Annotated in this window: 10 protein-coding genes; 5 read left to right on the top strand and 5 right to left on the bottom strand. The window is 45.7% G+C overall.

What is annotated here, in order from left to right; genetic code table 11:
- Window positions 1-59 precede the first annotated feature (59 nt).
- The 4 genes from DW917_RS01220 to DW917_RS01205 all read right to left on the bottom strand — a co-directional run bounded on the left by DW917_RS01220 (window position 60) and on the right by DW917_RS01205 (window position 4889).
- A complete protein-coding gene (locus tag DW917_RS01220) occupies window positions 60-755 on the bottom strand; it encodes a hypothetical protein (protein ID WP_118115702.1) in 696 nt (231 codons plus the stop codon).
- A 157-nt stretch (window positions 756-912) separates the two neighbouring features.
- A complete protein-coding gene (locus tag DW917_RS01215) occupies window positions 913-2205 on the bottom strand; it encodes a Na+/H+ antiporter NhaC family protein (protein WP_118115700.1) in 1293 nt (430 codons plus the stop codon).
- A 61-nt stretch (window positions 2206-2266) separates the two neighbouring features.
- Entirely contained in the window at window positions 2267-3763 is a 1497-nt protein-coding gene (locus DW917_RS01210; protein ID WP_118115698.1) for a UxaA family hydrolase, read from the bottom strand.
- Between the two features lie 61 nt (window positions 3764-3824).
- The gene (locus DW917_RS01205) at window positions 3825-4889 is read right to left on the bottom strand and encodes a substrate-binding domain-containing protein (RefSeq protein WP_118115696.1); all 1065 of its coding nucleotides are present in this window, start codon (window positions 4887-4889) and stop codon (window positions 3825-3827) included.
- A gap of 375 nt (window positions 4890-5264) precedes the next feature.
- On the opposite strand from DW917_RS01205, the gene DW917_RS01200 reads away from it, so the two are divergent.
- The 5 genes from DW917_RS01200 (at window position 5265) to DW917_RS01180 (ending at window position 12005) form a co-directional block, all read left to right on the top strand.
- Window positions 5265-6287 (top strand): sugar kinase, encoded by a 1023-nt coding sequence (locus DW917_RS01200; RefSeq protein WP_118115694.1) that lies wholly within the window; start codon window positions 5265-5267, stop codon window positions 6285-6287.
- A 79-nt stretch (window positions 6288-6366) separates the two neighbouring features.
- Window positions 6367-7038 carry a bifunctional 4-hydroxy-2-oxoglutarate aldolase/2-dehydro-3-deoxy-phosphogluconate aldolase gene (locus DW917_RS01195; RefSeq protein ID WP_118115692.1) on the top strand — a complete coding sequence of 224 codons (672 nt, stop codon included), beginning with the start codon at window positions 6367-6369 and terminating at the stop codon, window positions 7036-7038.
- Window positions 7039-7057: 19 nt separating this feature from the next.
- Window positions 7058-10582, top strand: coding sequence for a DUF5112 domain-containing protein (locus DW917_RS01190; protein WP_233524593.1), 3525 nt, complete (start codon window positions 7058-7060; stop codon window positions 10580-10582).
- Between the two features lie 50 nt (window positions 10583-10632).
- Window positions 10633-11358 carry a DUF5932 domain-containing protein gene (locus DW917_RS01185; RefSeq protein ID WP_022111179.1) on the top strand — a complete coding sequence of 242 codons (726 nt, stop codon included), beginning with the start codon at window positions 10633-10635 and terminating at the stop codon, window positions 11356-11358.
- A 59-nt stretch (window positions 11359-11417) separates the two neighbouring features.
- The gene (locus DW917_RS01180; RefSeq protein WP_233524592.1) at window positions 11418-12005 is read left to right on the top strand and encodes an AbgT family transporter; all 588 of its coding nucleotides are present in this window, start codon (window positions 11418-11420) and stop codon (window positions 12003-12005) included.
- 363 nt (window positions 12006-12368) lie between these two features.
- Here the strand turns inward: DW917_RS01180 and DW917_RS01175 are convergent, their stop codons facing one another.
- Window positions 12369-13388, bottom strand: coding sequence for a hypothetical protein (locus DW917_RS01175; RefSeq protein ID WP_118115866.1), 1020 nt, complete (start codon window positions 13386-13388; stop codon window positions 12369-12371).
- Window positions 13389-13480 lie beyond the last annotated feature (92 nt).

Below are 13480 nucleotides of genomic sequence, written 5' to 3'. Positions count from 1 at the left end.
TACGAAAAACGTCTGATATATGAGTCAGGCGTGCGCTTTTTTTATATAAATTTTATATTTTATTCTTCGATTTCAGAGAGTGATCTAAAGAAACCGTTGAAGAAGTTGCTGGCAGATTCTATTGGTGCATATCCGAAGAATCTCATACTTCGGCGCAGGTTCTTGCGCATGGAACCGCCTGTAGTATGCACGAATCCTACCTGTGATTGCTGGAACTTGATGTCTTCCATGTCCTTGATGTTGTAGTATAGTGAGCGAAGGGTCAATTTATAGGCTCCTCTCTCTACCAACTTGACAAACGGGATTTCATCCTGTTCAAAGTTGAAGAAGGTGATGAGCACGCTTCCTTCCAGTTGAGCCATTCTCTGCAGATGCAGTTTGGTGAGCCAATTGTCGAGTTTTACGAAATCCACCTTGTCTCCTCTGGTGCGCAGATACTGTCCCAGTTGGATGATGCCTCTGATGCTGATGCCGCCAGAAAGCATGGCATTGGCATTGCTCACGATCAGTCGGAGCAGATAGACAGTTTCCATGGACGTATCAATGACGTGCGGTTCCTCTTTCTGAATCTTGGTCAAACGTCTGTTGAGAAAACTGTTGTGCATGAGCACTTCCCCTGAAGGCACGTTGTTCAGGTTTTTCATCATCTGCGCAATCTTCTTTTTCTTGAAGGTGGTCATCGCCTCCAGTTCCTCCTGCGTACCGAAGTTTTCCGAGCGCAATTTCGTGAAAAGATTTCTCTGTAAAAAGTCCATCGTGATTCTTATTTTAAAAATCCTTATTTCCTTTTATTTTCCTCTCTTTCATTCTTCTTCCTCCTTGTTCATTTAATCATTCCTTCCTTTATTCCTTTCTTTCATTCCTCCTTTTTCATTCTTCCTTCTCCCAGAAACTGAATTTCCTATTTATTCTTTAACTGAATCTTCTTGGGTATCTGAAGAGAATGGCAAATAGGGCTGCTAAGCCGATAGCCATTGGATAATAGAGGTAAGGGATGATGTCGAGCGGACTGAGACCTGAGAGTCCTGCCGCCAAGAGCATCTGCACGCCGTATGGTATCAATCCCTGTATGGTACAGGAGAAGGTATCAAGTATGCTTGCAGCTTTGCGGTTATCTACCCCAAACTTGTCACCTATCTTCTTAGAGATATTTCCCACGGTAAGAATCGCCACCGTATTGTTGGCAGTACAGATATTCACCATTGAGACGAGGGCAGCGATAGACAGTTCGGCACCTCTTTTGCTGTTTACATGAGCTGTAATCTTGGAGATGATGAAGTCGATGCCTCCGTTTTCACGGATGATCTCAAGCATACCTCCTGCCATCATAGCGATGATGATGAGTTCTCCCATTCCTATCACGCCATTTCCCATGGCAGAAAACCATCCGAAAATGTCGTAACCGCCATCGATGATGCCGATGATGCCACAGAGAATGGAACCCAATGTCAGTACTGCCATCACATTCATGCCAGCAATAGCCGTGACGAGTACTACTATATAAGGTAGAACCTTCATGTATTGTACCGCATCGATATGGGTCGGTGCCTTGGTTCCTGCGCCCAATATTCCATATATAATCAGGATGATGATGGCAGCAGGGATGACGATGAGGGCATTTACCCTAAACTTGTCACTCATCTGGCAACCTTGTGTCTGGGTAGCTACGACCGTTGTATCAGAGATAAAAGACAGGTTGTCGCCAAAGTAGGCTCCACCCACGATGATGGCTACGGTCAGTGCCAGGTTAGCATCCACAGAGTGGGCGAGACCTGCCGCGATGGGCACGAGAGCTACGATGGTTCCCACGCTGGTGCCTATCGAGAGCGATATGAAGCAGGCAGCGAGGAAGAGACCGGGTAATATCATGCTGGCTGGCAACAAGCTCAGGGCAAGGTTGACGGTGGCATCTACTGCTCCCATCGCCTTTGCCGATGCAGCGAATGCACCAGCCAGCACATATATCCATAGCATGAGCATGAGGTTGTTGGCTCCAGCCCCTCGACTATAGGTGTCGATGCGTTTTCTGATAGGCATACCGCCCGAGATGGCTACGGCATAGATGCTTGAAATCATGAATGCCACGGTGAGCGATAGGCTCGTATCCTTATGACTTTCCTCTGCGGAATATCCCGTAAAGAGGGCTATCATTGCTATCAATAAAATCAGTGGCGATAAAGCCAATAATCCTTTCTTATTACTCATTCTTCTTATATTTAGTAAGAGTGTAGGGTTCTTCTCTCTACACTCTTCGTTCTTCACTTCTTTACAGTGTTACTCCATTTTTGAAGATGGAAATCTCGCGATAATCATTCTCCTCGTTGCGAGCATCCTCTCCACTGGCTACGGAGATGATCTTGTCGATGAACTTGCGTACGAGATCTTTCATCTCTGTGCCCTCTACGAGCTCGCCGGCATTGAAGTCAATCCAGTTTGGCTTGTTCTTTGCCAAGGTGCTGTTGGTAGAAATCTTCATGGTTGGTACGAAGGTGCCGAATGGGGTACCGCGACCGGTGGTGAAGAGAACCAACTGACATCCTGCTGATGCCAAGGCTGTGGCTGCCACAAGGTCGTTGCCTGGTGCTGAAAGGAGATTCAAACCATTTGTCTCCAGACGGTCACCATACTGCAATACACCGCTGACTGGTGCACGACCGCACTTCTGTGTACAACCGAGAGCTTTATCTTCCAATGTAGAGATACCGCCCGCCTTGTTGCCTGGTGAAGGATTCTCGCCAACAGGTTCGCCATGACTCAGGAAGTATTCCTTGAAATCATTGATGAGGTGAACGGTTTTATCGAACAATTCCTTGTTTTCACAACGGTTCATGAGAATTGTCTCTGCACCGAACATCTCAGGCACCTCAGTAAGGATGGAAGTACCGCCCTGAGCAACGAGCCAATCAGAGAACTCACCTACCAATGGGTTGGCAGTAATACCGCTGAACCCGTCAGACCCACCGCACTTCAAACCTACGCGCAACTTGCTGACAGGAACTTCCTGACGCTTGTCAGTTTTAGCCTTGTCGTAGAGCTGCCAGAGCATATCCATACCCACTTCCAGTTCGTCGCCTTCCACCTGCTGGGTCACGAGCAACTTGATGCGATCCTTGTCATAGTCGCCGAGCATCTCCATGAACTCGTCAGGCTGGTTATTCTCACATCCGAGTGAAAGAACGAGCACAGCACCAGCATTTGGATGGAGACAGATGTCACGAAGCACCTTGCGGGTATTCTCGTGGTCGCCAGAGAGCTGAGAGCAGCCGAAGTTGTGGTGCCAAGCGTGGATGGCGTCAATGCCTTCGCATTTTGTTTCCTCCTTGAGTTGCTCTACCAGTTTTTCCGCTATGCCATTCACGCAGCCTACGGTAGGAACTACCCAGATCTCGTTTCTTACACCGACCTCACCATTCTTGCGCACGTAGCCCAGGAAAGTGCGGTCTTCTTTCTCGATGTTCAACTGTTCTTCCACAGGATTGTAAGTATATTCCAAAGTGCCGGCAAGGTTGGTCTTGAGGTTATTCTCGTTGACCCACTCACCCTGTTTCAGATCTTTCTTAGCATGACCGATAGGGTAACCGTACTTGATGATGTCCTTTCCTTCAGGTGCATCGTTAATGAGCACTTTGTGTCCGGCAGGAGTATCCTGCAAGAGGGTGATAGACTTACCATCTACTTCGATGGTCTCGCCCTTCTTCATAGGGCACAAACAAACCACTACCGAGTCGGCAGGGTTAATTTTGATAAAGCTTGATTGTTTCATCTGTAGTTATGTTTTTTAATATTTATAATTACATAAAATTCTATTAATTCCTACTATCTTCCTATAATTGAGTTCGGCGGTAGAAGTCGATGTTCTCCTTCATCAGCAACTCGATAGGCATATAGTTCACGGGTGTTACCTTTTTCTTGAGAACGAGTGCCCGGAAGAGCGTCTCCACACAGTTATATCCCTGCATGTAGGCATGCTGTGCGATAAGGAAGGAGATGCTTCCTTCTCTCAGACATTTTGCATTCTTCTCCACCATATCATATCCCATAATTTGAACATCACGGCGGTTGGTCTTCAGCAGGAAGTCCCCCACGATATGAGCTTTCGAGGTGAGGGTGATGCAATGATGTGTATCAGGATATGTAGCGAAATATTTCTCCAGCATCTTCATGAACTCAGCGCGGGAACCATCGAGTGGCAGGTCGAGCACATTGATCTTGACGCTTGGGAAATGGTCGTGCATATAGTGACGGAACCCTACCTCGCGATTGTCCTGTTGCTTGCTGACCACGATTCCGTTCTTTGTCTGTCTCATCAGCATAATCTCCTTTTCTTTAAAAGCAAGCATCATGAGCATCTTGGCAGCGAAAAAACCACTGCAGAAAGAATCCTGTCCGAAGAAGGAAAGTGGGCGGAGATCAGGCATGTAGGAGTCGAGCAAGATGAACGGAATGTTCAACTCATGCAACTGGTCGGTAAGCGCTCTGGTTATTTCAAGAGATGAAGGTACGATGATGACCCCCTCCGGCTTTTCTTCGATGATAGCCTTTCCCTGTTCGGTGAAAGACTCCTCGCAGGAGCGCTCATAGAAGTTGATCTTCACGTTGATGTGAAAATCGCGTTTGCTTTCCTCACATTTGCGTGCACCTTCCTCTATCTCCTCCCAGTAAGCCTCAGATTCATGCTTCGGAAGTAGCAAGTAGAAGGTATATGACTTGTTGTATGCCAGAGCACTGGCATACATGTTAGGCTGATAGTTCATCTCCTTGAGCGCCTGTTCCACTTTTTCGCGGGCAGGTTTGGAGACGTTAGGGCGGTCGTGAAGAACTCTATCGACAGTACCTACAGATACGCCAGCCCTTTCGGCGATATCCTTGATTCTTATTTTTTCGGCCATGTTTTAAGCGTTTGCTGGTTTTTAACCCATTTATTATTAAACTTCGTCCATGATGCACTTTCTTTCACGTGCGTACATTAATATAATATATGTCGATACGCTTGTGTACTGTGCGAAGAAGGCAATTCAGAGAACTTCCATTTTCCGTGTGTACGTCCACATATAGAATATTCGGTACAAATTTACAATAAAAAAATGAATTGTGCGAATGCACAGCAACTTTTTTGCACAAAAACTAAAAAAAAACTCGATTTTGTTTCGTTATTTGAGAAATTATGATTATTTTTGCCACGATATTCGGAACAGAATGCAAATTATTTGATACTGAATTCGAAGAACAACTATAAAGAAACAAATTAAAAAACATTTCAAGCAATGGCAAAAATTGTAACATTAGGTGAGATCATGCTTCGTTTGTCCCCAGAAGGTAATGATCGTTTTATTCAGAGTGATTCATTCCGTATCATCCCTGGTGGTGGTGAGGCTAACGTAGCAGTCAGTGTAGCTAACTATGGTCATGAGGCTTACTTCGTATCTAAGTTGCCTAAGCATGAGATTGGTCAGATTGCAGTTAACGCCCTCCGTCGTTATGGCGTGAATACCGATTTCATTGCTCGTGGTGGCGACCGTGTTGGTCTCTATTATGCAGAGACAGGTGCTTCTATGCGTCCTTCTAAGGTAATCTATGACCGTGCTCATAGTTCTATCGCTGAGGCAGATCCATCTGATTTCGATTTCGACAAGATTATGGAGGGTGCTCAGTGGTTCCACTGGAGTGGTATTACTCCTGCTATCAGCGACAAGGCTGCTGAGTTGACCAAGTTGGCTTGTGAGGCTGCTAAGCGTCACGGTGTAACAGTATCTGTTGACCTCAATTTCCGCAAGAAGCTCTGGACTTCAGAGAAGGCGATCTCTGTTATGCGTCCATTGATGCAGTACGTAGATGTATGCATTGGTAATGAGGAAGATGCTCAGCTCTGCTTGGGCTTCAAGCCAGATGCCGATGTAGAGGGTGGTAAGACTGACGCTGAGGGATACTATGGTATCTTCCAGGGTATGATGAAAGAGTTTGGCTTCAAGTATGTAGTTTCTACACTTCGTGAGTCTCTCTCTGCTACACACAATGGTTGGAAGGCTCTTATCTACAATGGTGAGGAGTTCTACCAGAGCAAGCATTATGATATCAACCCAATCATCGACCGCGTAGGTGGTGGTGACTCTTTCTCTGGCGGTTTGATCCACGGTCTCTTGACTAAGAATACTCAGGCTGAGGCTTTGGAGTTTGCAGTAGCTGCTTCTGCTTTGAAGCACACTATCCCTGGCGACTTCAACCTGGTTTCTGTTGACGAGGTAGAGAGTCTTGCTGGTGGTAACGCTAATGGTCGCGTTCAGCGATAATTTAAGTGAAGAGTGTAGAATTCATTTGCGCTCTTCCTATTTAACATTTAACACTTAACATTTAATATTTAAATAAAAAATGGCAAAGTTTAGCAAAATGCAGGTCATGGCAGCCATGAAAGAGACTGGTATGGTTCCTGTATTCTTCAATAAGGATATTGAAATTTGCAAGAACGTCATCAAGGCTTGTTATGAGGGTGGCGTACGTGTATTCGAGTTTACTAACCGTGGTGATTTCGCTCACGAAATCTTCGGTGAGTTGGTAAAGTGGGCTGACAAGGATTGCCCAGAGATGATCCTTGGTGCTGGTACAGTCGTTGACGCTGGTACAGCTTCTCTCTATCTCCAGTTGGGTGCCAACTTCATTGTAGGTCCTAACTTCAACCCTGAGATTGCTCCTGTATGCAACCGTCGCCTGGTTCCTTATTCTCCTGGTTGTGGTTCTGTAACTGAGATCAACAATGCTCAGGCTGCAGGTTGCGATGTAACTAAGGTATTCCCTGCAGGTAACGTAGGTGGTCCTTCATTCGTTAAGAATGTAATGGCACCTTTGCGCTGGAGCAATATCATGGTTACTGGTGCTGTAGAGCCAACTGAAGAGAACTTGACTCCTTGGATCAAGGCAGGTGTTCTCTGTGTAGGTATGGGTTCTAAGCTCTTCCCTAAGGAGACTGTTGCTGCTGGCGATTGGGCTGCAGTTACAGCTAAGTGTAAAGAGGCTCTTGGCTATATTGCCAAGGCTCGTGGTTAATTGAGAATTTAATGGCTTAATGGCCAAAATTAATATCACGCAAAAGTTCAGCGCCTTCATTGTGATGATGTTGGCGCTGTTTTTCTATTCAGCTTGTGGTCCTTCTCATAAGCAGGAGGTGGATCGGTTGAATACACTTTCATACGCCTATCACTACCGTGACCTTGATTCTACTAAGATGTTGGCACAGAGAGCTTTAGCTCTTTCTGATGACTATAGTGCCGGATATGCTGAGGCTTGCAATAACTTAGCATTCGTAGAGATGGCAAAGATGAACTACAAGGAGGCTCGCCGATGGCTCGGTCTTGTGGAAGAAAAAAGCAACAACCAACTGGAGCTTCTCATTGCTGATGTGCAGATGATGCGCATCTGTCAGCGGGAATCTCACAACAAAGATTTTTATTCCTATCGCGAGAAAGCGATGGTGCGCTTGCGCCGCTTGGGCGAGGAGGCTTCCAATCTGCCACCCCGTGAGCGGCGACGTGCCACCTATGCTCATAGCGAATTTGATATCGTTGATGCCACCTATTGTTATTATGTCGGTCTGGAAGAACCGATGCTGAAGGCTTTGAACGATATTGATGCGGATGCACTTGAAGCAGATACTGCCCAGTATCTCAACTATCTATATAATATCGGTTCGGGTGGCGCCATCACCAATGGAACGTCTGAACAGATAGCACAGACGGAATTTGACTATCTGATACAATGCTATATGTTGGCTTCAGCCGGACGAGTTGTCATGTCTGATGGAACGATGGCTGGCGGTTATCCTTACTGGCAGGCTAATGCCCTTCAGGCTATCAGTGAACATCTACAGAATGGAAGGATGCGAGATTTCCTCATCCGGAACAATTTGCCGGCTATCCAGTATCTGAATGTAGAACAGATGCCAGATACGCTCTTGGCTGGTAATTTAGCTCAGCGTGCGCTGAATCTTTTCATTTCTTATGGTGATACCTACCAGATAGCTGGTGGTTACCGTACGCTGGCTGAATGTTACTTCGCTATAGAGGATTATAATTCTGCAGGCGACTGTCTGCTTCGTGCCCTGCAAGTGAGCAAGAATATCAAGTCAGCTCCCGATCTGGTGGCTTCTATCCGTGAACGACTTTGTTTGGTATATTCTGCGCTCGATAATAAACAGCAGAGTGACTACAACCGCAATATCTATCTTGACTTGCAGGAGCGAACCCGTCAGGACAGGCAGTTGGAAGCTCGCGCCACCTTGCTTGATGATAATGCTCTGCAGCTCAATCTCATGATAGCAGCGGTACTCGCCATGATATTGCTCGTGGTTATCCTCCTGTATCTCTTCGACCGTATGCGAAGAAGAAAGATACAGTCTAAACCGCTGTCTTCCCTGCTTGAACCTTTAGAGCAGTGGAAGCAGCGTAATGCACAGTATATCAATGATATAAATGAAATAACAGAAGAATTGGATGAAGAGATATCCATAACCCGTTTGCATCTTGATGACAATAAAAAACGTAATCTGGAGCAGCGTGCCAAGGTCTCTTTAGTAAACAGTATCACGCCTTTCATCGACCGCATGATTCATGAGGTGGATAAGTTGGCAGAGGATGATGAAAGTACCCCGGATGAGGTAAAACAGGAGCGGTATGAGTATATCTCAGAACTGACGGATAAGATCAACCAGTATAACATCATCCTGACCAACTGGATTCAGATGCGACAGGGAACTTTGAATCTCCGTATCGTCTCTTTCCCTCTCCAACCGCTTTTCGATATTGTGGCAAAGGGTAAGATGAGTTTCCAGATGAAGAAGATAAAACTCGATGTGCAGCCAACTACAGCTAAGGTGAAGGCAGACCGCACCCTGACGCTGTTTATGATCAATACCATAGCCGACAATGCACGCAAGTTTACTCCTGCTGGAGGTAAGGTTACTGTTTCTGCAGAGGAACATGATAAATACGTAGAAATCGTCATCGCTGATACCGGTAAGGGAATGGATGAGGAACAATTGACTCATGTCTTCGACCGTACCTATACGGGCGGTCATGGATTCGGACTCCTTAACTGCATGGGTATCATCGAGAAATATAAGAAGGTGAGCAGTATCTTCAATATTTGTCGTATTGAGGCAGAGAGTGAAGTGGGAAAGGGTAGTGTGTTCCGTTTCCGACTGCCTAAGGGAATCGGACGGATGATCGTTGGTGTCATTCTTTTGTTGGCATCATCCGTGTCGTCTTTTGCATCCCAGATACATCATCATACCCTGGCTACCGGAAAGGTTTCCCGAGAACTCACTTTGGCTGATGCCTTTGCCGACAGTGCTTATTTTAGCAATATCAATGGTACATACCAGCGTACCTTGGCATTTGCAGATTCTGCCATCTACTATCTCAATCAGCATTATCTGCGCCAGTATCCTCAGGGTAAAAATCTGATGGTGAGCAGTCCAAAACTCTCTCAAGCTGCCGAACTGAAATGGTTTGCTGATAGTGTGACGACCGACTACAGCATTATTCTCGACATCAGAAATGAGAGTGCGGTGGCTGCGCTTGCCTTGCATCAATGGACTTTGTATGATAGAAACAATAAGGTTTATACCAAACTCTTCCGGGAACGGAGTACTGATAATACACTGCCTGAGTATGTCCGCACGATGCAGAGTTCGGAAAACTCCAAGACGGTAGCTGTCATCCTGCTCTTTCTCCTGTTGTTGCAGTTGCCGATAGCCTACTATCTGCTCTATTATCGCCATGTAGTGACCTATCGCTTTGCGGTGGATCGCATCCGTGATATCAATCTTCTGTTGCTCAGCGACCAGTCTATACCGGAGAAGTTGAAGCGCATCAGGGAAATATGGAGTAAGAAGTCCCGGCATACCCGTGCCAATTTCCGTTTGGATGAGGTGGTGCATGAGATTGAGGAAGAACTGAAACGTGGACTGGATTTATCGAATGGCAAGGAGGCAGATAATCAACTGCTGGAAGATGAGTTGAGAAGGGTGCGATTTGAGAATGATCGTTTGCACGTATCTAATTCTGTATTAGATAATTGCCTCTCTACGTTGAAGCATGAGACGATGTATTATCCGTCACGTATCCGACAGTTGATAGAGGCATCCCCCGATGATGTAGCTTCTCTGAAAGAATTGGTAGATTACTATAAATCCATCTATCTGATGCTGAGTGCGCAGGCGATGGAACAGGTGGAAACCAATCTGAAGTGTGATGCTGCGCTGAAGGATTATCTCTTCCGACTGATACAGGAAACCGTGAAGGATCTTGCCAAGGCGCATGGTATTGCCATCACGCAAGTGAAACAGGAAATCAAAACTGTGCATACGGCTTATGCTACCTGCCAGTTTGTCTTCTCAGAATTGAGATACGACGATTCCTTGCATCATCGCCTTTTCACTCCGCTGACCGAGAATATGAGATTCTTAGTTTGCCGCCAGATAGTGAGGGAGATGGGAGAAACGACCAATCTTCGTGGCTGCGGTATCCAGGCAAAGCCTTCTGATGATGGATTCCTGGTCATTGAGGTGGTGTTGCCGGGGATGTTAGTATAGAATCAAGGATAGTTAAAACATAAATTCAACATAGACTCAAATAAACGATAATGGACAATTTTAAAGTAATCATAGTAGAGGATGTACCTTTGGAACTGAAAGGTACGGAAGGAATTTTCAAAAACGATATACCCGAAGCTGAGATTATTGGAACAGCTGACAGTGAGGTGAGCTATTGGAAACTCATCAAACAGCAGTTGCCTGACCTCGTGCTTCTCGATCTTGGTTTGGGCGGTTCCACTACGGTGGGTGTAGAAATCTGCCGCTATACCAAGGAACAGTATCCTAACGTAAAGGTATTGATTTTCACGGGAGAAATCCTGAATGAGAAGCTCTGGGTGGATGTTCTTGATGCAGGTTGCGATGGTATTATCCTGAAGAGTGGGGAACTCCTGACCCGTGGCGATGTGGCTTCCTGCATGAGTGGTAAGAAGATGGTTTTCAATCAGCCGATTCTGCAGAAGATCGTAGAACGTTTCAAGAAAAGTGTCAATAGTCAGTTGATGCGCCAGGAGGCTTTGGTAAATTATGAGATTGACGAATATGACGAGCGCTTCCTTCGCCATCTCGCCCTCGGTTATACCAAGGAGCAGATTACCAATCTGCGAGGTATGCCTTTCGGTGTGAAGAGTTTGGAAAAGCGACAGAACGAACTGGTACAGAAACTCTTCCCTGATGGCAACAATGGTATGGGCATCAATGCTACCCGTCTGGTGGTAAGGGCCTGCGAACTTCGCATCTTAGATATCGACAATCTCGAGGCTGATCCAGAATAAGCTGCGGCATCAAGAAAGATATAGAATAGGATTTAATCAGGAAAAAAATAGAGAGAACGATGAAGAAAATGAAGGTGTTTTCGTATTTGGCTTTAGGTTTGGGCGTGGCTCAAATCCTGCTGATGCTGACTTCGTGGCTATTGACGGCTGCGATGCCGGAGAACTATAACCGTTCGCTCTTGAGTTCTGAGGGCATCCGCTGGTTCTTCGGACAGTTCCAGAATCATATAGCTTCGCCCGTATTAGTGTGGCTTGTGTTGGGTGGTATCGCTTATGGAGCTTTCTGTAGAAGTGGTATTGTCCATTATAAGCCAGACGAGTATCGTCAGCGCTTTGCAATGGGCGTGGCAAGTTTCGAGTTGGGGGTATTTGTGATTATCATGCTGGCACTCACCCTGTTGCCTCATGCCATCCTGCTGAATGTGATGGGCGGTCTCTTTCCAAGCAGTTTTACGCAGAGCATCATACCTTATACCGCTTTTGCTGTAACCGTAGTCTGCTGCAGTTTCGGTGTTATCAGTGATAACCTGAAAGGAGTGGAGGATATTTTCTGCTGTATGTCGTATGGTATTTCTAAGGTTTCTCCTCTCATCGTGCTCTATGTATTTGCCGCCCAGTTGTTCTATTCAGTTCTGTATCTGATATAAGAACAGTTTCTTGAACGAATCATCATACGTGTTTTTATTATCTTGCAAGAAACGTTTGATGAATATAAAAAAATGAGGCTTCCCGTATTCTCCGTTGCAGGAGAAAGGGGAAGCCTCTGTAAATAACTCTCTATTGGTCCTTTTACCTATGTTGAACCTATTGAACTTTCATCTTTTACTATACTTAATTATTCAGCATGGTAAATGTTATGCATATAAATGGTCTGTTCTTTAACTTATTATCAGCGTATTGTATAACTCTCTTTTGTTTTTACTTGAGTTTTATAACTTTCTTATTTGTTATCCTTGATTTTTATAACTCTTTTATTTTTTCTTATATCTTATGAATTTCTGTCTTCAAAGTTATCTGCGTCCTCCGAAACTGCCGTGAGAACCGCCACCATTGCTTCTTGTAGGTCCACCTATAGAACGGTTGCCACCACCGAAGGAGCGAGAACTGTTTCCGAAAGAAGCACCACCGTTTCCTGGATTAGAACGAGGAGTGAAACTCTTGGATGGGCTGGTAGTATTGCCACTGCCAAAGCTGCGCATCATAGAAGAACCACTACCGAAGCCTCCACGGTTGCCACCGAAAGAACCACCAGGTCTGCTGTTGTTTGATGGATTCTCGCGGGTAACAGTAGTACGGGTACTGCTCTGGCGATTACCAAACTGACGGTTCTGGTTGCCGAAACTGCTGCTCTGGTTGCCGAAACCACCATTATTCTGTGGTCTGTTCACGCTCTGAGGGCGATTATCATTGCCACGGCTCATATTTCCGAAACTATGTCCGTTGTTGCGGTTTGAGTTTCCATTATTTCGGTTCATGTTTCCGAAACTTTGTCCTCGACCGAAATCTCCTCTGTTGAATCCGTCACGCATACCCACTCTTGGATGACCGCCAGGACGTGGACCACCGAAACTGCGTCCATGATACCAGCTTCTACCACCATTCATTCTCCAGCTGTGTCCTCCACAATAGGAAACGTAGAAGTGAGGGCGACCGAAGTAGAAGTAGTCGCGGTGAGGATATCTGGCATAGATGCCGAAATGCCAGTAACCAGCGTCCCAGTAGAGAGGGCGATAGAAGTATGTGGCATTGATGAATGTGCGATATTGCCAGTCCAGGAGGATATAGCTCAAGTCCATATTGCGCTGTCTCCAGTAGATTCCGTAGAGGTCATCCACTGTATTGACGCTCATCAGATAATCGAGGTTGGTTTCGTAAGCAGCCTCATACTGATCGTCTGTGAGGTTCAACTCGTATGCCATTTTATCTGTCAAGAAGAGAGCTTGCTGGCGAGCCTGCTCGTAACTCATTGCAGATGCAGTAGTGAAGGTCATTGTGACCATTGCTACAAGGGCTAATATAAACTTCTTCATAATCATATCTCTTTATAAAGTTTGACTTCTTGTTTTATTTCTGCTGCAAAGATACGGCGAAATATCTGGCAAAGGAAAGGTTTTTCCCTAAA

This window comes from Prevotella sp. AM42-24 (assembly GCF_003461825.1).
In the GTDB taxonomy this organism is placed as follows: domain Bacteria; phylum Bacteroidota; class Bacteroidia; order Bacteroidales; family Bacteroidaceae; genus Prevotella; species Prevotella hominis.
This window is presented reverse-complemented; position numbering and strand designations above follow the sequence as displayed.